Annotated in this window: 25 protein-coding genes; all 25 read right to left on the reverse strand. The window is 50.2% G+C overall.

Going from position 1 to position 20,260, the window contains the following annotated elements; translation table 11 throughout:
- Positions 1-137: 137 nt before the first annotated feature.
- The 25 genes from JMG82_RS04860 to JMG82_RS04980 all read right to left on the reverse strand — a co-directional run bounded on the left by JMG82_RS04860 (position 138) and on the right by JMG82_RS04980 (position 20,227).
- Entirely contained in the window at positions 138-572 is a 435-nt protein-coding gene (locus JMG82_RS04860; protein WP_201353801.1) for a glycoside hydrolase family protein, read from the reverse strand.
- A complete protein-coding gene (locus JMG82_RS04865; RefSeq protein WP_201353802.1) occupies positions 569-1,423 on the reverse strand; it encodes a hypothetical protein in 855 nt (284 codons plus the stop codon). The genes JMG82_RS04860 and JMG82_RS04865 overlap by 4 nt, the downstream gene beginning before the upstream one ends.
- A complete protein-coding gene (locus JMG82_RS04870) occupies positions 1,420-1,965 on the reverse strand; it encodes a hypothetical protein (RefSeq protein WP_201353803.1) in 546 nt (181 codons plus the stop codon). The genes JMG82_RS04865 and JMG82_RS04870 overlap by 4 nt, the downstream gene beginning before the upstream one ends.
- Positions 1,962-2,285 carry a phage holin family protein gene (locus JMG82_RS04875; protein ID WP_201353804.1) on the reverse strand — a complete coding sequence of 108 codons (324 nt, stop codon included), beginning with the start codon at positions 2,283-2,285 and terminating at the stop codon, positions 1,962-1,964. The genes JMG82_RS04870 and JMG82_RS04875 overlap by 4 nt, the downstream gene beginning before the upstream one ends.
- On the reverse strand, positions 2,285-2,443 hold the full coding sequence (locus JMG82_RS04880) for a hypothetical protein (RefSeq protein ID WP_201353805.1): 159 nt from the start codon (positions 2,441-2,443) through the stop codon (positions 2,285-2,287). Before JMG82_RS04880 ends, JMG82_RS04875 begins: the two co-directional genes overlap by 1 nt.
- Positions 2,436-2,594 (reverse strand): hypothetical protein, encoded by a 159-nt coding sequence (locus JMG82_RS04885; RefSeq protein WP_201353806.1) that lies wholly within the window; start codon positions 2,592-2,594, stop codon positions 2,436-2,438. Before JMG82_RS04885 ends, JMG82_RS04880 begins: the two co-directional genes overlap by 8 nt.
- Positions 2,591-2,797: a hypothetical protein gene (locus JMG82_RS04890; RefSeq protein WP_201353807.1), complete on the reverse strand. Its 207-nt coding sequence runs from the start codon at positions 2,795-2,797 to the stop codon at positions 2,591-2,593. Before JMG82_RS04890 ends, JMG82_RS04885 begins: the two co-directional genes overlap by 4 nt.
- A complete protein-coding gene (locus JMG82_RS04895; RefSeq protein WP_201353808.1) occupies positions 2,794-3,138 on the reverse strand; it encodes a hypothetical protein in 345 nt (114 codons plus the stop codon). Before JMG82_RS04895 ends, JMG82_RS04890 begins: the two co-directional genes overlap by 4 nt.
- A complete protein-coding gene (locus JMG82_RS04900) occupies positions 3,135-3,578 on the reverse strand; it encodes an RHS repeat protein (RefSeq protein ID WP_201353809.1) in 444 nt (147 codons plus the stop codon). Before JMG82_RS04900 ends, JMG82_RS04895 begins: the two co-directional genes overlap by 4 nt.
- A gap of 8 nt (positions 3,579-3,586) precedes the next feature.
- Entirely contained in the window at positions 3,587-5,641 is a 2,055-nt protein-coding gene (locus tag JMG82_RS04905; protein WP_201353810.1) for a LamG domain-containing protein, read from the reverse strand.
- A gap of 1 nt (position 5,642) precedes the next feature.
- A complete protein-coding gene (locus JMG82_RS04910; RefSeq protein ID WP_201353811.1) occupies positions 5,643-5,876 on the reverse strand; it encodes a hypothetical protein in 234 nt (77 codons plus the stop codon).
- Between the two features lie 117 nt (positions 5,877-5,993).
- Positions 5,994-6,374 (reverse strand): hypothetical protein, encoded by a 381-nt coding sequence (locus JMG82_RS04915; RefSeq protein WP_201353812.1) that lies wholly within the window; start codon positions 6,372-6,374, stop codon positions 5,994-5,996.
- On the reverse strand, positions 6,371-8,032 hold the full coding sequence (locus tag JMG82_RS04920) for a tail fiber domain-containing protein (protein WP_201353813.1): 1,662 nt from the start codon (positions 8,030-8,032) through the stop codon (positions 6,371-6,373). Before JMG82_RS04920 ends, JMG82_RS04915 begins: the two co-directional genes overlap by 4 nt.
- An 18-nt stretch (positions 8,033-8,050) precedes the next feature.
- Positions 8,051-12,334, reverse strand: coding sequence for a host specificity factor TipJ family phage tail protein (locus JMG82_RS04925; RefSeq protein WP_201353814.1), 4,284 nt, complete (start codon positions 12,332-12,334; stop codon positions 8,051-8,053).
- Positions 12,322-12,717 carry a C40 family peptidase gene (locus JMG82_RS04930; protein WP_201353815.1) on the reverse strand — a complete coding sequence of 132 codons (396 nt, stop codon included), beginning with the start codon at positions 12,715-12,717 and terminating at the stop codon, positions 12,322-12,324. Before JMG82_RS04930 ends, JMG82_RS04925 begins: the two co-directional genes overlap by 13 nt.
- On the reverse strand, positions 12,714-13,358 hold the full coding sequence (locus JMG82_RS04935; RefSeq protein ID WP_201353816.1) for a phage minor tail protein L: 645 nt from the start codon (positions 13,356-13,358) through the stop codon (positions 12,714-12,716). The genes JMG82_RS04930 and JMG82_RS04935 overlap by 4 nt, the downstream gene beginning before the upstream one ends.
- Positions 13,355-13,690, reverse strand: coding sequence for a hypothetical protein (locus JMG82_RS04940; RefSeq protein WP_201353817.1), 336 nt, complete (start codon positions 13,688-13,690; stop codon positions 13,355-13,357). The genes JMG82_RS04935 and JMG82_RS04940 overlap by 4 nt, the downstream gene beginning before the upstream one ends.
- Complete coding sequence (locus tag JMG82_RS04945; protein WP_201353818.1) at positions 13,687-15,717, reverse strand: phage tail tape measure protein; 2,031 nt, start codon at positions 15,715-15,717, stop codon at positions 13,687-13,689. Before JMG82_RS04945 ends, JMG82_RS04940 begins: the two co-directional genes overlap by 4 nt.
- On the reverse strand, positions 15,707-15,853 hold the full coding sequence (locus tag JMG82_RS04950) for a hypothetical protein (RefSeq protein ID WP_201353819.1): 147 nt from the start codon (positions 15,851-15,853) through the stop codon (positions 15,707-15,709). Before JMG82_RS04950 ends, JMG82_RS04945 begins: the two co-directional genes overlap by 11 nt.
- Before the next feature lie 167 nt (positions 15,854-16,020).
- The gene (locus tag JMG82_RS04955) at positions 16,021-16,326 is read right to left on the reverse strand and encodes a hypothetical protein (protein ID WP_201353820.1); all 306 of its coding nucleotides are present in this window, start codon (positions 16,324-16,326) and stop codon (positions 16,021-16,023) included.
- A gap of 70 nt (positions 16,327-16,396) precedes the next feature.
- Entirely contained in the window at positions 16,397-17,317 is a 921-nt protein-coding gene (locus JMG82_RS04960; RefSeq protein ID WP_201353821.1) for a phage tail tube protein, read from the reverse strand.
- Positions 17,318-17,326: 9 nt separating this feature from the next.
- Positions 17,327-17,623 (reverse strand): hypothetical protein, encoded by a 297-nt coding sequence (locus JMG82_RS04965; protein WP_201353822.1) that lies wholly within the window; start codon positions 17,621-17,623, stop codon positions 17,327-17,329.
- Entirely contained in the window at positions 17,623-17,925 is a 303-nt protein-coding gene (locus tag JMG82_RS04970; RefSeq protein WP_201353823.1) for a hypothetical protein, read from the reverse strand. The genes JMG82_RS04965 and JMG82_RS04970 overlap by 1 nt, the downstream gene beginning before the upstream one ends.
- Before the next feature lie 3 nt (positions 17,926-17,928).
- Positions 17,929-18,270 (reverse strand): DUF2190 family protein, encoded by a 342-nt coding sequence (locus JMG82_RS04975; protein ID WP_201353824.1) that lies wholly within the window; start codon positions 18,268-18,270, stop codon positions 17,929-17,931.
- Positions 18,271-18,280: 10 nt separating this feature from the next.
- Positions 18,281-20,227 (reverse strand): phage major capsid protein, encoded by a 1,947-nt coding sequence (locus JMG82_RS04980; RefSeq protein WP_201353825.1) that lies wholly within the window; start codon positions 20,225-20,227, stop codon positions 18,281-18,283.
- Between the last annotated feature and the right edge of the window lie 33 nt (positions 20,228-20,260).

Raw genomic sequence — 20,260 nt, forward strand, 5'->3', positions numbered from 1 at the left:
ATGATCAACAAAAAGAAATGGATGTTCTTGATTTTGCAGAGAATCGGAAGTTGTGTGGGTTTTTCAGATCAATGGTGCGCAGAGCGAGACTTGAATTGTAATTGATATAACAAAATACGCTTCATTCGGCATTCTCGTCAAACCAGAGCGTCTTTTTTTGTATCATTTGGCACAATTTTGGCACACTCGTCCACTACCGCTACCAACTCCTCCGCCCTGCTTCCAACCTGCCGATACCACAAACTGTTCTGCATTTCCAACGCCATTTTTGCCCAGTCTCTTCTTTGGATCGCCTCCCACATATGATTGAACGTCATGAGTCGATTGATGCCGAGGTTGTAGAGCATGTCCAACAGGACAGACTGAATCTCCGACGGCAGATCGTCGAAATCCGGGTATGCGCGTCGTAATTCGTCTGCCATGTTGTCCAGCCGGTGGCGCAGCAGAAGTTCGCCCTCTTCTTCGGTTATGGGCAGTTTCGTACCGTACCCGATGGTCCAGTTGCCGTAGATGTCCTGGTACGCCATGCCTCTGAAGCCTTCATGCCGCTTGATCTGATCGATAAGCCTCATTTCTCATTGACCTTCACATTTGTGTAAATTACTTTGTAATCGCTGTAGCCAAAGAGCATGATGTATTTGTCAACATCTTTCGCTTTCAGATCGAACGAGACCTTGCCGCTTTTTGTCGTGCAGTAACCATGGTTGGACGATGCCGCAACACACCACTTCTTGCCCGCTGGCTCCGTACGAACATCGACTATGAACGTGTACGTCTTTCCGGCCTCGTAGCTGTGCGGCTTGCTGGCGTATGAGTATTTGCCACCCTTGTCTATCGTGATCTTTCCGTCCTCGATCTTCACGCCTGACTTGTTGGTTCCATGAGCCGTCCACTCTTTGGCGACAATGCTCGACTTCGGTTTCGCCGTGCATACCTCAAGCGTTTTCGTTCCATCGGTGCAGTAAAGCTCCGACCCAGTCACGCCCTCGGGAACAACGATGCTTTTGTTGTACTCGATGTATGTTGGATTCCACGGCGAGTAGGCCATGAATTTGAAAGGCTCGCCCCCTTTGACGGAAACGTTGAATTTCCCATCGTCGTTCGTCAAAGCGTAGCTGACCCAGTTCTCCCCGACAGTTCGAACCACGCCACGCTTGTAGGGCTTGCCGTCCTCGTAGACGATGCTACCGGTGAAGTTGCTGTCGTATGCGGGAGCCAGATCGAGTTTCGGGCACGGTTTTGCCACCTCGACGATCTTTTCGACTTCAACAATTTTTTCCTCGCACTCAGGGCAGGCAGGGCACTCTATCGTGCCGTTCATCTCTTTTGTCAGAACGTCGTAAATGTCAGTTTTCGTGACGCCAAGGTATCCGGCTATCAACACCAGAACGGTCACTACGCTCGCTATCGTTTTCTTGTTCATTTCATATCCTTTTTGAGTTCGTTGTAAACTTTTCGTATCTGCTTGATGCGGTTGTACACCATGTACGTCGGTATATCGAGCCTTTCGCCGATTTCTACCTGATCGTAGCCCTGCATGAACAGGTCGAACGTCTCGGAACCAAGGCGCATCAGTCTCTCTTTGACCTTTTCGACAAGCTCTTCGTTGGACACCATGTCGAACGTGTCTTTTTCATCGACCAGGTATCTGTCCAGCGGGTGATGCCTTGCCCCCGACTCGTCCTCATATTCCGGCCAGTCCGACCATGCCATGTGCCGTCTTTTCTCTTTCCTGTTCCTGTTCTTCTCGCACAGCAGTTTCTCGTCGATGTACTGCCACAGCTTGTTTTTGATCGAGATCCACCGCATTCTGGTTTTCTCGATCTTTCCGACGGTTCGGTGATACTCGATCAGCCCCTCCATATAGAGATCGTCGTAAAACCGATGAAATGGTCGAAATTCACGCTGGACGATCGCTTTGACGAAATTACGATGCTCAAGCGTCTGGCTCCACGCTTCCGTCATTCCCGCTCTTCCGTCTCCAGGCGAAGCCGCTTTGTGATGAACGTCTCCATTGCGAAAATCGCCTTGGTTCCCATGTGACCAGATATACCGACAAACACAGCGGTGAGCATCGTGGCGACTTCGTAGTACTCGCAAATGAAGTAGGTCAAAAGACCGATGAAGCCGCTTATGACGACATCCCCGACAAGCTCGCTGATGCTGAAGCGAACCGTTCCGTTTCTGACTTTTCTGATATTGCTGGCAATGCCGCCCCACAATGAGAGGGCCAGCACCCACAGATAGGTGACGAACGGCACGTTCTCCGGACTGTTGTGCGGCATTATCTCTCCCCTTTGCACTCAAGAAGTTTCTCCCTGAGCTTGTAGTATGTGTAATCGTTGAGTAGCACGCCGTCGAACGGAGCCACCTCGCCCTGACGCATCCAGTGTGCGTTGATGCTGGGGTCGGAAATGTCCACTCTGGCGCATCCGTCAATCATGAATAACGCTATGAAGCTCGTCAATAGTTGTCTTGTCATCTCTCTTCTCTATCTCGTTGATCAGTCTCTGTTTCGCGGCTTCATAGCCCGCTTTCTTGTAGAGAGCCACCGCCATCTTGATGATGTCGATAAGCTCCAATAGCTTCGTCATCTCACCCGTTTCGTGGCTTTGATTCGGCCATAAATGGCGACGACGGAACCAACGGTGGCTCCAACGCTTGTCAGTGCGACGACGATGGCCTGCTGGTCTTCCGGGCTTACCGTGTAGCCGAACACGCCGAGAACGATAGCCAAGATGGAGACGATGCCTCCCCACACTCCCTTGCTCTGATACCATGGTTTTTCGTAAGTCATTCCGTTTCCTTTCTAAAAATATTACGTTTTGCCGCTTCGTTCTCGAAGCTGTTTTTGCAGTGATTCTCGCCGAACACGAAGTCGATGAACCTCAGGAACCACTGCGCCTGCCGGTTCCCTTTATAGATGGCGAGGTAGTACGTGTACGAACTGATCGTGTAGTCTTCCTGCGAATACAGGATGGAACCACCCGCCTGATCGAACCCTATCGCCGCTGTCTTGAAGTACCTACCGAGGCTGGTTCCTCGCCATAGATGCCGCATGACGTTCAGCGGAACCACCACGGGGGTGAGAAGAGTTGCGAGAACGAAGGCGACGATGAAGAGGACTACCCACTTCACTCCGCTGGCTCCTCGAACTCCTCTTCGGGCGACTCCATGTGCGGCGAGACACGCTTCCACGCCTCAAGCTCTTCGAGAGTCAATATCCAGAAGGCTTTCGGGTCGTCGTTGGCGAAATTCTCTCCGCCAAGCACGTAGCCCCACGCCTGCGCTAACAGTTTTGTGCCCTTCAATTCGTTCTTGAGGTCACTCATCTCCATCGCCACATAGCCGTATTTCCCGTCAGGCGTAGTGACAATCGTTCGATTACCGAACGAATCGATGTATGTTCGTATCGTGTGGTAATCCACGACGTTTCCCTCTTCGTCGGTGATCTCGAACAATGGAAACCTTACATTGCCGGTCGGGTCAACCACTTTGATGTTCGTCGCTTCCAATGGAGCCACGAGGAACATGCTTGGGTAGACTTTCGAACCGTACTTATTTTCACTTGTGGTCATTTTCTCTCCTATGGTAAATCAGGATATTTGGCTTTCGCCTCTGCGTAGAGCCGTGCGATTTCTGTATTGGATAGAGCTTTTTGATACATTCTGAAAAGCTTGACAGGATGTTCCATTGGCTTGTGCCATGCCGAATATCCAAAAATGAAATTGTATGTTTCGTCTTGCGGAGTGTATGTGGTATTTTTTTCGATTTCTCCATTGACAAATATTTTGAGCGATGAATTACCATCCCACTTGACAACATAGTGAGCAACCCCGCTATGCGAAGAATACTCTATCGTGCTTTGATAGGAACCAACTCGTGCCCATGCCCTATTGTCCGCATTGTTGTATCCAAATCGTAGTTTGTCTCCACCGCACAGTTCAAAGTCGTGAGGCACTCTGTCCGAGAAGTCAAGAATGAATTCTATCGAGCCAGGTTTCGATGTGTCGAAATACTGTTCAGGTGTCATCAGCAGATACTCGTCCGTTCCCACTTGAAACTCAATTCCATCAGCCACATACTCGACAGGCACTCCGACATCGTTCGTCTTGAATTTGCATAGCTGTAGACCGTGAGATTGGTTGTCGGCGTTCGTGCGGATTGATTTTGAATAATTCATAATTCGAAGTCCACCATTCAGTTTTTTGATGGAAATTTCGGATATGCGCATTTTCCCTGTTTTTGTTCCATTGAAAAGAAAATATCCCCCTGTCCTATCATGATCTTCCATCATGGTATAGGCGTGATAGCCCTCAGCGACGTTCTGCCCTGCATTGTATGATCCCGTCAGGCTCTCAATGGCCACAATATTTTCACCACTGATAACTTCCGATCTGTATTCAACCTTGAATGGGACATCTGCCGTTACAATCGGATTAAGATTGTCGAATCTAACCTGCGGTCTTTCAGAGTGATCGCCGTCGCCGAATAACTCTATTTCAAAACCATTTTCAAATGTTGAGAATTCATACGTCGCATTTTGCGGATCATGCACATATGGAGTATCGTATGTGACATTTTCTTCGGAATAGTTCTTCACGTCAACTATTACCCCATTTGTGCTTTTCCACCCTTCTGATGGAATTCCGATTGTATGCTCACCGCACGGATACCACGACACGATATCATCCGGCGTCAGACTCAATCCCGTGCTTGTGTCCCCAAGAGCCAACCTGCCCAACAGTTCCGGCTCTTTGTTGAGCTTGTCGATGTCGGACTGCGTGAAATGTTTGCCGATTGCGAGTGTCGTGATATTGCTGATTGTTTGGTATTCGAAGCGGTATTGTGTCGAGGGTTCGAGTGAGCCATCGTCAGTTGTTTTGACAGCAAACTGTCGTGTCTCGAAATCGTAGTAGAGAATGTCGCCTGTTTCGATAATCGGTTCGAGAATCAGTTCTACCTCGAAGTCGGCGTTGTATTGCGCCGTTCCATCAAACGTTACGACGATGTGCCGGAAATCTGGATTTGACGCATAACGAAAATACCCTTCTTGTGTGGTGGTAAATGTCCCCGTGATGTCGGTGTCATACGTATGAACGATATCGCCTCCACCATCAGGAGTCGATCCAGTCTTGATGTTGTGGAGTCTGACGGTTCCGCTTGTGACGGTCACGTTTACAGTGACCTTGTATCGTCCTGTATTGTTTCCATTGTACTGAAATGATGGCTCCCATGCATTGTCAGTAGGGTTTTCGAGATGCACTGTCCATTTCTTTTCAGTGTCGTCATATGTCGCCGTATTGTTTTCGCCTGTCATAACCTTGTACGGATTTCCCGTATACCGCTCCCCAAGCGTATGCTCAAGCGGCACATCGACATACTGCGTGCCCGTCAATTCGATGCCACGTCCAGTGTACGCCGTTGCGTGGATATGAGGGTTGGTTCCCTCATCTTTGACGTATCTCGTACCGTCCGGTTTCGTGGCGAGTCTGCCCGTGTAGAGAATCTGTGAAGCGGCGAGAGAGCCCTGAAGCGTTTCGGTGAAATCGATGATGTTTAAGGGAGTCTGGCTGGTTCCGTCCGTGTGGTCCCGTTGCGACGGGTCGAACACGCCGCCGCCGGTATGGTCGATCAGCATGTTACGCCTTGTCACTCGCCAATGTGACCGTGCCGGATGCCGAATGTTTGAAGTATACTGTCGAATCGACCCGTATCGCGCCGTAAGTGGCCGGCAGAACGAACCACTTTTTCGTGTCGTCGTTGTCGAACGAATACATGACGTTGACGACCTGGTCGGTGTTTTGCACGATATTGCCTGCTGTGTCGGGATCGAACTGTACTACGGTGTTAGCGGGGATTTCGATATCTGTCATATTCGCCTCCTGTGTGTGGCTATTGTAGAAAAATGCTGATTCGTTTTATAGTCGACTATAAATCAGTTTTCCCAATGCAAACATTTTTGCATACGAACGGCATGGAGGCGTGTTTCATTAATGTGGGATTAACGCTGTTTTTACTATTTGCAGTGCTTCATTGTATGTAATATCGAAATCGTATTTTTCATAAAGTGCCCTTGCGACCCATTTCGCGCAATCGATTGTCATGCATCCGTAATTTTTCAGTTGTTCTTTATAGGCTTCAATTTCACATTTCAGTCTGTATTTTTTACTTATAGCCCACAATAAACCATGTAAAAAATTTCGGCGATATTGTCTGCAGTGCACCAATTCGTGTTCGTGCAAACCAATGTCTCCACGATATTTTGGTCGGATCACGATGCGACACGTGCCTATGACAGGAACTAGCGGGAAATAGCAATAACCGCCATATTCTTTTGGCAAATTATCCGAATACTCGATTTTATATTTCATGAGCAACAGTTCTCTTTAAGTTGAGCTATTTCATCTTTCAGGGAATCCACTTCGGCTTTGAGTTCTTTGACGGCGTTAACGAGGATCGGAATGAGTGACGTTTCTTTCAACCCAAGTTTCTCTTTGTTATCCTTTTCAACTACCGGGCTATCCTCGATGCCAAGCTCTTCTTCGATCTCAAGGATGTCCTGCGAGATGAAACCCCACATGAACTTCTCGTCTTTTTTGGAGCCGTCGGGTTCTTTGGATTTATCGATTGTGCCATCTTCTTTTTCGACCCAGTATCTGCTTCTGTCATCGAATCGGAATTGTTTCGGCTGAAGGCGGGTGATGTAGTCGAGCCCATATTGAATTGGGGCTATGTCAGTTTTATCTCTTTCATCCGAAGTAACGGTCCAAGAAACTTTAATGTATGCGTTGGTGATGTCATTGTTACCTACTACAATTTTATTTGAATCACTTGATGAAAATTGATGTGGTGATGTGTCTGTACCTGCTTTATAACCTATTGCAGTATTGTTTGAACCTGTTTGTATATTGGCTCCAGCATTAAAACCTATGGCTGTATTGTGATCACCTGTTGTTAATGAAGTTAGTGTGTCACCACCACAGCCAGTATTGCTAATTCCTGATGTAATATGTTGTAAAGAAAATTCACCAAGTGCAACATTATTATATCCTGTAACAGCATTTGCTCCATCACCAAAACTTGTTGATCCAATTGCTACATTTCTTGAATTGCCACTGCCAAGTTTTCGTGCACACCTATACCCAATATATACATTTTCATTGTTGGAACCAGACCCTGGATCAATAACACAATCTTTGCCAGCAACAAAAGATTGGACACTGATTCTTTGTCCAGCATTTCCGTCATGCCATGCAGTATGTCCATCTATTGTAATGTGTTCACCTGTGATTACTGTAGTTTTTACAGTGTAACCGCTTTGCCAGTTTGAGTGGGCAGAATCAGGTGTATTTACTGATAATCCACTTTCGGCATTCACATAGACATATTCATTAGTCTGTTCACTTACTTTTCCTTCACTCTCCCCAGCATTGAGAATTAGTTGTTGTCCAGTTCTACATGTAATTTGATCAATATTCATACCTGCAAGAGCAGAAATGTGAGCAGGAATAGTAACAGTTTGTGTGTTGTTATATCCAATATAGAAATTGATAGGAGATGATGATGAATAATCATAAGCACTTAATCTGTAAATTCCACTATTTACTGATATATAAAACTGTTTATTGCTATTATTTGGGTCATAAAGTATTAATTTACTTTCTGCATCACTGCCATAAATTCCACATCTAATTGTTCCATCAGATAAACTGCTACTTGACCAATGAAACTCAGCAATATTACCATTACTGTTATTGCACCTTGTAGCAAACAGCGGCACACCACTATCTCTTCTGATCCAAATATATTGCCCATCTGTTCTATTATTAGCCCAAGTGATGCCTGCCAGTGTTTCCCATGCTGAACCATTCCACTTTTCAAATTTATGATTTGATGAGTTATATCTGATTGCGCCTGTTGGCTGATTTGAGCCATATGTCATTGTGGCTAAATCATCATCTCTTTCTTTTAGTTGATTTAGAAAATCTGTATAGTTTGATGTTAGTGTAGGTAAATTCCAATCAGCCATAGTTTGCTCCTTTGTATATTAAAATCCTCTTGCCTGCCAATTCACTTCCCCACTTTTCCTGCTTCCATTCTGGTCAAATAGGTAAATTTTGAACGATGTTGGATTTGGCGTATCCTGAAAATCGATGACAACGGTATACGGGTCGCTTCCTTTGTAAGTGCCGGTAATGCTGTCAACGTCGACAAACGAGACATTGAATTGCACTTCTGTTCCGTTTGCGTCGGATGCGTTTACAGTCGCACGCCCGCTGTCATTTTTGAGTTTGCTGTCGAGTAATGTTTCGATATTCTCTATAATGATTCCGTCGTCACCTGTTCCTCCAGACCATTCCAATCTGACTTTCACATATCTGAATTCTGTTGCATAAACTTGATATACATCGGGATAGTCTGTCCAGGAACTACCATCCTGTGAAACAGAAATAGTGCATGTTTCATCGAGTTCCGGCGTCGTGTCTCCAACGATATTTTTCGTTACATTGATAGTTATTTTCGTCGCATGGATCGTGGCGCCATAATCGTGCGTCTCCTCATACGACGCAGTTGCCGAAAATGGTTCGATGTAAACAGGATATCCAGCGTCTATTTGATCCTGCGGGCTGTTCCAGCTGCGTGACGTAAAATGATCTTCATACGTTTCTGCGGTATTGACTGGTAGAATCAGTTGAGTGCCGTCACTATACGCATTCGTTTTTGTTCCGCTGAAATCACTATCCCATTTCGCGTTGAGAATATAGTCAGGCGGCTGATTCACGTGCGCAACCTTGCTGACGGGATCGCTCACGTTTCCTGCGCTGTCAACAGCCGCTATCCAATATCTGTAATCACCGCTTTGACTTTCAAACACGGTGGTAAACGTGCCCTTTTTGTATCCGATCGTTTCGGCAGTTTCCCATGTGTCTCCCTTTTTTCCGATCGTATTTATAACAGGCAGAGACCCCTGGGACACTTCCCACTGAAAGAGAACGTTGTTGTCGATTACCTGCAGATGAAACGATGTTATCTGTGGCGGGGTGATTGTAGACATATATTCACCGGCTTGTCCAATGTTTCCAGATATATCAACCGCTTTTACAGAAAAACTTTTTGATTGCCATGTTATTGGAATATTCCATGCGCGGGTGTCAACGCGAATTGATTGAGAATCGTATTCGATCAGATAATGATCAATTTTCCACATAGATGATGGCTCAGTCCATTCGAGCCGCAGAATTGTGTCGTCGATATAGCCATGCACCTCCGGTGCCTCGATTGCTGAATAATCGACCGTGATCACAGCCATCGACTCACTCTCGTTTCCTGACGTGTCAACCGCCGTCACGCCAAATTCCGTCTGACCCGATATCGTCCCGCATTCATAAATATTTGTCGTCACCATTTTTCTAAATGGTGATCCGTTCTTGTAGATATTGTATCCAGCGAGATCGACGTCATCGCTCTCGTCCCAGCTCAGTATAATTCCAGCCGAGCTATCAACCGTATATGATACATTTGTAATATCATCTGGCGGCGCGGACTTTCCGAGATAGGCATGTGACGCTTTCGCCGCCTCGGATACCGGCTGCCTGCCGCTTATGTCGTTTACGACGAACGCGAACGTATATTCCCGCCCCTCCTCGAGATCGATGGCGTTCATCCGGTATTCCCCGCCTCGGATACCGGTCTGGGCATCGTTCCACGTCGTACCTCCGTCCGGGCTGATGAGCAGATCGACGATCGCCATTCTGTCGTCAGCGACGCGCCAGGCGAAATCGATAAACGGCACGATGGTTCCGTCGCTTCGCTTTTCCAAATGCTCCCCGATAGAGATATCCGTGATTTCGGCGAATCCCGTGATGTGCGACGGACGCGCTATGTTGTCAGGCGTCGTCCAGTCGTCCAGGATGGTATCGTTATAGTCGATTGCCGTGATCTTTCTCGTCTGATCGCTTTTTCGCGTGATCGCCGCGACGCGAAGCTCGATGTACTCTTTGTTCACCTCCCCGAACGTGTAGATGTCGAATTTGGACGGAGCCGCGTCGAAATCCGTCACGACGGTGAAAGTGTCGAACGATCCGTCGCCGGGATTCTGCACGTCTCTTTCTTCGATCGTGTCGTCCTGATGCCGCACGACGACGCGATAGCTTTTAGCGACGTCGATATCAACGCTCCGATCGAGTGTGACAGTGTCTGTCGTGCCAGATGCGACCCTGCCGGAATATCCCCACGCCGGCACGTCGTGCGCGAACATGATGACGTCTCCAGGCTGGCAGGCGATGCTGTCGATGCCGGCTTCGAACTCCACGACCCTGCGCTGTTTGTCGTTGCATTGCAGCATGTATCTGCCGTGCCGGTACGCCTGGGACTGGTCGGTGCAACCTATCAGAGAGAGCGTCGTTTTCGCCCCTGTGTTGTCTCCGAGCGACACCGTGACGGCGTTTTTGCCGTATCCGGCCTTTGAGTCGACATATTCGATGTCGATCTCCGTCGCGACGTCGTTTTTGCCGATATAGCGCGTTTTGTAGCTGCCTTTCACGATATTGCCCATCGAGAAAAGCTGGACCGGATCGGCGGGCTTGTCGATGATGACTGAATATTTCGTGCCGACCATGACGGGAGCCGCGCGGCCGACGGAGCATATTTTCTGCAATGTCTCCCACATATTCGACTGAAAATCAAGAACGCCGTTGAACTTTGCCCTCGGCTCTTCCCCGCCGAAGCCGTCAGGCACAGCCTGGTCGCACCATTCCGCCCACTCCGCAAACCGCGCGAAATCGACGGCGCTATACGGTTTTCCCATGCCATGTTTTCTGTTCGTTATCACGTCCCATGCGACCCACGCCGGATTGTCTGAGCGTTTGACACCCTGCGACGTGCCGTTTTCGTCGAACACCTCTATCCCGCCGCGTCGTACGAGCGTATTGATCGACGGCGCGGAGCCGGAAAGCTGTCCGTTGGCCTTGATTCTGATGGCAAGAAGCGCGATGCTAGGATAATAGAGCCTGTCGCTCGTCATTTCTGTCATGCCGCTCCAATAGAGCGTGTTGCGCTCGCGTGTCGTCTCCTTGTCCTCGGACAATTTCGTGAGGCGCACATGATATTGGCCTGGAGTCAGCCCTGTGATCGTGAACTGCCTGCGGATAGCTGACGTTTTGGCCGCGTCGATGGCGAAATAGTCGTACACGCGTTCTCCGACCACCCGCTTGCGCGATTTGCCGCTCTTCGACCATCCGCTGCCTGGTGACGACGCGGACCACTGATACTCATAGTCGTATGCCGTCAGATTGTACCGACGCCACTCGTATTCCGTCTCCGTGTATTCCGGGTAGACTCTCTGATGCAGCGTCCAGTTCGTGCCGTCTGACGAATATTCGATCTTGAATTTGACCGTCCTGCTGTCGAGGCCGCCCTTGTCGTTCACGTAGAACAGTCCCTGCGGCATCGTGACTGAGATCGTGATGGAGTCCACCGCGTTCCCGAGTGTGATTTTCTCTACGGTATTGTCGTATGTCAGTTCGGCGCTGAACGCGTTTGCGGTATCGACCTTGTCGAACCAGCCTATCGTCTTGCCGTCGTGCCATTTTTCGAACGCCATCTCGTCGGCAGTATTCGTTTGGGAGAGCGTTCCCTGCCGGTACGCGTATTCGACGTTGTCGTACGTGTCGAGGGGGTTGTTGTTGATCAGGATGTCGCCTGCCCAGATCGGCTCTATCTCTCCCTCGCAGAGCGCGAGGAGAGTGTAGAGGTATTCGTCGTCGCCTTCGTCTTTGATATACTGTCCGATGACGGACCCTGGCAGGCGCATCTGGCCGAACAGAACAGGGATGGGAGACCCTGGAGTAGGAAGCGTTCGCGTGCCGCTCCATCCGTAAACCGGGGAGCTTTCGAGAGACGATGACCCGATCTGTCCGAACGATGGGATTTGCGGCGGCAGCACAGCGTTGATGAGCATCGCGCCGCCGGCGACTGTCGCGGCCATGATCGTGTAATATCCCACGTTTCCGAGTGCGGCGGCCGTCTCCGCGCCCATAGCGAGAAACGCAACGTCCGCGGCGTATGGGGCGACAACGGCAAGGGCGACGAAAGCCACGGCGCGCAGAATGTCTTTCCCGCCGCCTCCTCCGCGCAGCACAGGAGATACGATGATCTGACGATCTCCTGTCAGGACCATGTCGTATTTCGTCGTGATCTCCCCATCCACCGCCACGACCACATCAGCGAATGGCGAGATGTATTCCGCGAGCGTCTTGCCTGGCTCCTTGAATGTGGTGACGCGGCTGTTGACCGGATCGAACGGGTTGCGGATCTCCGTTATGCAGACCATTCGTAAAATCCCTCGATGCGCTTTGCCCAGGCCGGACTGTCGATGCTCTCGACGCATGTCGCCACGTTCTCCATCGTGTGGAGAAACCGCCTGTCGTCTATCATGACGCCGATGTGCCTGATAATGCCCCTGATGCGAAACAGCACGACCGCTCCCGCCTTCGGAGCGCACGGCTTCCATTTGCTGATCTGCGTTCCAGCAGCGACGACCTCGACCATGAACGTCTGGGCCACTTCGATAGAATTCGGATCGTCGTAGCGCCACATATCAGGTACGCTCTGACCGTATTCATGTTCGAGGACATGCAGCACGAGACCGATGCAATCGAATCCTTCCATGTCCCTGCCGTGCGCCCTGAACGGTACGCCGATGTATCGCTTCATATCTTGAACACCCCTCTTCCCGTTGGAATGCCAGGAAAGCCGACAAACGGCACATCCGAGTCGCCGAACTTGCTCTTGCAATCAGACAGCGTATAGTCGCACGTGTCGTCGCTTCCTGCATACGGACATCCGGTGTCGGATACCTTGAATTTCGCCTGGCACTGGTTCGGGACAAATCGCCTGTATGGGAAAATGCGTCTAAGCGGATTTTCCATTCCGAGGGAAAAAACGCACCACGTCTCGTCGCACGATGCGCCAGATGATACGAACGTCAGATGCAATTCCGCGTCCCTGTCCGTCGTCACGGTTCCGTCGACGGCCGGAGTCGGCTCGTAAACGACGAAGAGATCGACATCCCAGCCCGATCCGAAATCCTCGTCGTTTTCTACGTACCCCTGCATGATTCTCGTCACGTTCGATACTTTCAGCTGAAGGGACGGAAATTCCCCTTTGACGCCCTCTTTGTACTCTCCGATGTCGAACGGAAACGCCTGGTAGGTATCGCCCTTCCACACAACGTCGGCCGTGTTGTTCGTGACGCGCAGCGTGAGGTCCTGCTTCGGGCTGTAGATTTTCAGCAGCAAAAGCCACGCGCCGGTATCCGTCAGCGAGTTTTTGGCAGCTATCGCCTCGGGAGTCATAGTTCTCTCATTTTCAGCGTGATCTCGTACCAGCCGGGCCACGCGCCGTCGACGACGTTTTTCGGCGCTTCGGTGTAGCGGACGGTGTACGTGTCGGACGATTCGGGGTCCGTCCAGTCGAACGACCCGCTCCCTCTCACGCTCTCATAGTGAGACAGAATCGCGTCGCGGTCGGCCGTCTCGACAAAATATTTCGCCGAAATCGTTCTGCGCGATCTCGTGTGGCGCTCCCGAGTCTGCTGATAGCCAGCCTCGAACGGCGTGGATATCGTGGAGAACTCGTCCTGGATCTCTACCTTGACGGGTTTTCTAGATAGCGAAGGAAAGCTCATTGTATCCCCATTATCTGTCTGAATTCAGGGTCGGTCTGGGCGTGACGAACGACCACGTCGATGATCTGCTGCCCGTTGTCGCCCCGCATCTGGCCGATCTTCTCCATGTCGATCGGCAGGCCGGTCTCGTTTTTCACGTTGATGATGACGTTGGATGGAATGGCTTTTACCCCAAGATCGCCGTTGATTCTGGTCAAGGGCATGATCGCCTCCGCCCCGGCCTCCCCCATCAGACCCATGCCGTTTGCCATCGGAAAGACGGTCGGCTGGCTGACGATGCCGCCGGAGGAGAACGCCTGGACCACCCCGCCCCTGGCGAACGGGAGCATGCCGGTCAACCCGCCGACAAGCGGATTGATGATCGTCGTGCGCATCATCTGCATGTAAATCTCGTGCAAAACGTTTTCCACGAGATCGCCGAAGCGGAGGAATTTGTCGGACGTGTAGTCGAAAAAGCTTTCGAATGTGTCTTTCAGGTGTCGCTCCATGCCCTTGAACGCTTCGTAAATAGCATTGGCGGTTTTCTCCGCATCGGGTACCATTTTCTCAAAATATGCCTTCCTGTGATTCTCAACAATCTTTTCGACAGCTGCCTGATCGAAACCGGCATATTTTTCCCTGATCTCATGCTCTTCAATGAGCCAGGCTTTTGAAATTTGCCCACTCTCTTCGTAAAACTGTTTAGTGAGCTTCAGCTGCTTGTCTTGACTCTCGTATAGAGATTTCAGCTGCTTCTCTTCACGTTTTTTCATGGCAGCTTCGTAGTACTTCATTTGCTGCTCCGCGTCGAGTTCCGACAGCGAAGCTATCTGATCACCAAGCTTTTTGTAGAATAGTGATTCTTTGTCAAGCATCATCGCGGAATATTTGTCATAGGCCGAAACAAACCCTGAAATATTCGTTGTATCGCCTGGAGGCGCATTGTCATGCGTTTTGATAACTATGCTACTCTGTTCTGATGCAAGCTTTGAAGCGTTGGCATGCTGTCCAAGAAGCCTGATTTGCTGTTCGAGGAATTTTTTCTGCTGTTCAAGTTCCGCTTTCGTATTGCCTGTTCCGAACATTGAGCCCCATATGCTTACGCCATTTTTTAGTTTGTCCTGAACTTCGTTTAGCTTTTCTACAAGATCATTGTATTTGGCTATAATCTCCTGATCTTCTTTTACCTCGAAAATGCTTTTTGCAGCAGCCGACGCATTTTCAAAACTTTCTGTCAGATCATTTATCCACTCTGTTATCTTGTGGAATGTAGGTTTCAGTGATTCGAACGTTGATTCTGTAATCGTTCCGGTGAGATTGTCCCACGCATCCTGCATATTCGATATAGAACCATCCCAGCTGTCGGAAACTGCCTTGCCAGCATCAGCAAAATCTCCCAGTTTTCTCTTTAAAAACTCGAAGAGGTCGCCCTGCTTTTTGTGTGTCTTGATCTGCTCGTTCGTGATGCCTATGTTTTTCGCTACGACGCTGTTCATGTCGATTGTCCCGGAAACGACGGAACGCATCTCCTGTGCCAGCTGATTCATCGGCACACCCATTGCGCCTGCGGCCTGGGTCATAAGCTTCGTATATTCGACGGTCTGTTTTATTGTCATTCCGGCCTTCAATGCCGGGCCGAGCGTGCTTTGAAAGCCTTCCGTCAGCTGTGTGAGAGTGGCAGACGTTTCGAGATTGGCCTTTTTGAGCATCGCCATGACATCCGACGACATTTTCATCGCTTCTGCAAATTTGTTCACTCCGCTTTTGGCTTCGGTGTTGACGGATATCAGTGACGCTATCCCTATTTTCATCGTTTCGATGCTTGCGTTGTACCGAAGGCCGTTTTGCACAATGGCGTCAAACGCTTTCGCTACGCCGTAAATGCCACCTGCAGAAGCTCCGATGGCGATCAGGCTTTCTGTAAACGCTTTCGTTTTTGAAGCGGACACGTCAATGGTTTTTGCGAAACGCTTCAGATCGTTTTCTACGACGACAAGCTCTTTGGTGTCCTTGTCAAATTTGATCTTTATGCGCAATTCATTTTTCACGTTTCGTCCTCGCTATCGTAGATGCCCAGACCTGGCCCATTCTCATGACAACAGGCACCCATCTTTTTGCATCCATCCCGGCCCATTCGAGATAGTCTTTGGTCGCATCGTATCTCTTGCCGACTGTGCCCGACATGCCATATTCCCACGGTATAGACAAAAAAATCCTGCTGATCGCAAAAAGTTCATCGTCGTCGTCCAGAAATATCACGCGAGAAGAATCGTTCGCGATCAAATCTGCGCGTTCGCTTGCGCTGATGGCGAGTTCTCCGGTCCCGCGCGCATTTTGCTCTGACCATTTTATTAGCCGTTCGACCCTTCGGCTTTGAGCTTTCCCAGCGCCTCGTCAAGCGTGACCTTGAACTTGTAGATATTCGCGTGTGTCGTCAGCTCAGCAATCATTTTTTCAATATCGTTTTCGTTCCCTGAAAGACAGGAGCGAAGCGCCTTTTTCGCATATTCCATTTTTTCTTTGACATCCGCGTCCCGAATGTCTATGCCTCCGTCGATCAACTCCGTCGTCGGCTCCATATATCTGAACGAAGCAGACGATCCGTCAAGATACTCGTACTCGAACTCGATAAAAAGACGCTTCGCTTGAAGTTTCATTCCATATCCTTTGTGCAGTGATTTTGTGCAGCGATTTCACAGGGCGGCTCACTGCACGAGGCCGCCATTATCATTCATATTTGATTTCAAAATTGTCGCCACCGGCATTGCTCTCGCATCGGAAAGATCGCTCGATGACCACCTTGCCATTGTCGTCGCTTTCGTTTATGCCGGAATATTTGCAGTAATTTGCCGTGAATGTGACCTTTTCTCCGCTTGAGGAGCCAAGGCTGACGACGAATGCTTTGACGTTTTCGTTTTTGAGGTCTGTCCAGTGATCGATAGAGTCGCGCTGCTTTATTTCGTTGATGGTAATGGTAGGCATGAAATCCGTAATGACATACTCTTTTTTCCCAATAGCGTAGATTTCGTCGATCTGATTGCCAAGATCGAAATCTGCACTTGTCAGATTGATTGTTGCCCCGTCGATCGTCACTGCGGATACGCTCTTGACAACAAAATTCGAATTGCCGTCGATCGTCGCCGATGGATTTGCCTCAAGGACTGGCTCGGCATCCGTGAACCCCTTTATGTCGAACGCTATTCTGACAAGCTCCCCGACCGTAAAATTGATCTTCAGGTTTGAAACGACACCTGTAATTGTGCGCTTCTCCCCATCGATATAGCTGATTATCTCCCCGGTTTGTCCCATTTGCGTCATCGGCGTATATGTGACCTTTTCTTCTCCGGCAGTCGTGTCTATGGTTTCAGTCAAACCGCATATTTTGTACATCTCGGAAAGTTTCGGAGGTGTGCCGGCAGCCCCAGTCGCCTTCATGATCGCCGTAATCGTTCCGTCGGCAGCAGTCCAATCGGGAATCACGAATCCCTTTTCAGCTCCAAGCGCGCCAGTGCCTATTTCCTTGATGGTTCCATTCTTGATCGTGGTGTTGAAGAATGTGTTTTCTGCCAGCGTAACAACATCGGACGTTGTCGGGGTGCCTCCGTATTTAGCAAGCAGAACTTGTTTGTTTGTCAGCTGATAAGCCATTTTTGCTCCTTATGGTGTCACTTTTGCCACAATTATCAATGTTTCAAAATCGAGATCTGATATCTCCCGCGTGGTGCCGCCAAATTCGAAAAGGCCGTCACTTTGTACGCAGAAATCATATACGTCTGATATGAACTGAGGATCGAATCCACCATCCTTGATTATCACTGCATAATGAATCAGATATCCCCATTCCTGATCTGGATCTCGTCTCAATGGAGATATTTGATGCCCAGTCAATCGCTGCGAACAAAAATCGATTATCTTCTGCGTCGCTTCAGCTTCTGTTTGCATCGCAATGGACATTATTCGACCCCTATGATGATCTCAAGGCCATCGCTCGTCCGCTTGGTGTTTGCGACAGATACTATTCGCTCTCCGATCTCTTCGTTTTCGTCAGGTATGATGATAGTGTCGCCCTTTTGTATATTTTTCGCATCATCGTATGCGGCCCTATATGTTTCGTATTCATGGAGATCGATCTCGTAATTGTCGACGCGAACAAGATGCATGGTTTTTGAAACGCCTCCTATTATCGCCGTAACAGGAATACCGAGCGCGCTATACATGCTCGGCAATGCATCGTTCATCGCATCGACGAGGGCCATGCTTTATGCCGCGTTGATCTTGACGTAAACCGAACCGGTTGTGCTGGCGGCTTTCGCGCTTACCGCACGTCCCGCGCGCGTATTGTCCGTCGATGTCTTGGTGACGACCCCGTTTGTCGCGTCGAAGTAAAGCTCGTCCCCGACTGCGATCGCGTCGGCTGTGGCGGCGGCGATTTCATACACACCCTCGATTTTCAGCGCGATCGTCTCTCCGCTTACGCCGGAAACGGTTGCGATGCCTACCATTCCGTCTCCGAGCTCCACAATGTCGCCGACGTTTGTGTCGGCCGCGAGATCGTAATCGATCGTTTTACCTTCCTGGATTTCGACTGCTTGTTTTGCCATTATCTACTCCTTATGCACCGGCGTTTTTGTAAAGTCCGCGGAAGTCTTCCGCAAAGAGTCCGAAGTCGAACACGCATTCGTAAGTCACATAGCGCAGGTTGCGCTCTTTTTCAGCGACGATGGGACGTCGGCCAGTTCCGGCGAGATATCCGACCTTGATGGTGCGCCGGCTCGCGGCAAGGTACCACGGATCGGCATCGAGCTCCGCATCGACGACAATATCGAGTGCGCCGCGGAACGGGTTTACGACACCTGGGTTGTCTTGCCCCATTGCCGCTTCGCTCGTAAGAAGCTGCCTCACAAGGGTCTCGTTCTCCGGCGCTGCGATGATATACCGAGGGTTGATATTGAGCGCTGTTCCCGCGGCATCTTTCTGTCGGCGCATTTTGATTCGCCCCTGGGTCAGCGTGTCGATTGACGGCTGTGCGCCCGATGCGGCGACATTGTTGTGCGCTGCGTCGAAAATCGGTTTGCCGTCGGCCATTTTGTAGGAAGCGAATTCGCCCTTCTTCTGCAGCAGGTCGTAGACCAGCCCGTTGGCGGTGCGCTTTGCCATGCGCGCAAAATCCTGAACAAGGTCGGTGAACGCGCCAAGATCGTCGTTGATGATCATTTCTCGGCTAAGCGTCACTTCGTCGCCATAGCTGTAAAGTCGCCAGCTTTCGGAATTCTCTTTCGACTCTTTCTTTTTCGTCTCTCCGTATTCCGTCAGCTTGCGCAATCGTCCAGCAAGGCGTCCACGACTTGCCTCTGTCCGTGTTTTGAAGTCGGGCAGTTCCGTCGATGCGGTCCAAATGTCAAATGTTCCCTCTGCCTCTTCGTAGGCTGCGGAAAGCACACGGTTCGCCACATTGCCGAGAAGAACGGGAAAATCGCTTGTGCTCATGGCGCGCTTGATCATCTCGTCACGGCTGTATCCGTCATATCCCGTCACCGCCCGCATGATGTCGCTGAGATTTGCGGCCATGAACTCACGGCTGCCGTCGTGCGGATTGTCGAGTTTGACGCCGGAGCGAATGATCAATGCGTCGGTAGCTGCGCGCATGATCTCCTCTTTTTTGCTGTCGTCTCCTACCTGCACTCCCTGCATGTGCCCTGGGCTAACGTCTTTTGCGCTCTGTCTGTCGAGCAGATATCTGGCGAGATCGTCAGCGCTCTTGTTTTCGTAGTCGAGAAAACGCTGCAGTTCCTCTTCCGTCAGAATGTCGCCGTGCTTTGACGCGAGACTCTTGATCTCGTCGCGTCGCTTCAGATCGGCATTCTCTTTTTTGAACGCAGCGAGATCGCCTCCGATGGCCTCGATAGCCCGCGTGATCTCATCCATTTTGCGCTCGATCGCTTCTGCGTCGGCGCCACCCTTTCGCAATGCGGCAAGCTGCCGCTTCAGTTCTTCGATTTTGTCCATCGTCTCTCCTTCTTGTTGTTTTCTACCGATGCTAGCTGATGGATCGGCACCGATGTCGACCAAAGACGCTTCCTGGAATTCCCATCGCGTCACCTCTACGAGCGGCACATCGCCGTCGCGCTCCGTGATCCTGACCTCGCGTTTCACTCCCCCGACGGATATTTCAGTCAGCGTGCCCTCCTCCACCATGCGCCACAGCATGTCTGCGTCTGGGTTTACCGTGGAAAAAACTGCGTCGGCTCGAAGTTCTCGATTTTCAAGACGCACATTCTCGAGTCTGCCGATAGGAAGCTCCCCGTACCTGCCTGAGCCGTGCATCCAGCGCAATTTGGCTGAACCTGCCCTGGTGAGGTCTATGTTCTCTTCCCCGTGAAGAAGAACTTCATCGTATTTTTCGCCGCTCCACCAATCGGTGCGTCGGATTGGCGTTTCGGTTGATATCAGAATCGAAACGCGCCGGGTTTCTGTATCGATGGCGGTTTTGTCAATCGCGGCGCGTCTGTTCAACGTCCCGCCGACGATTTTTTCCGCATTTAGCTTGCGTCTCGGCATAGCGCTCCTTTTTTTCGTTTTAGCCATTTTCAC

Origin of the sequence: Hydrogenimonas urashimensis (assembly GCF_016593255.1) — a bacterium.
Lineage (GTDB): Bacteria > Campylobacterota > Campylobacteria > Campylobacterales > Hydrogenimonadaceae > Hydrogenimonas > Hydrogenimonas urashimensis.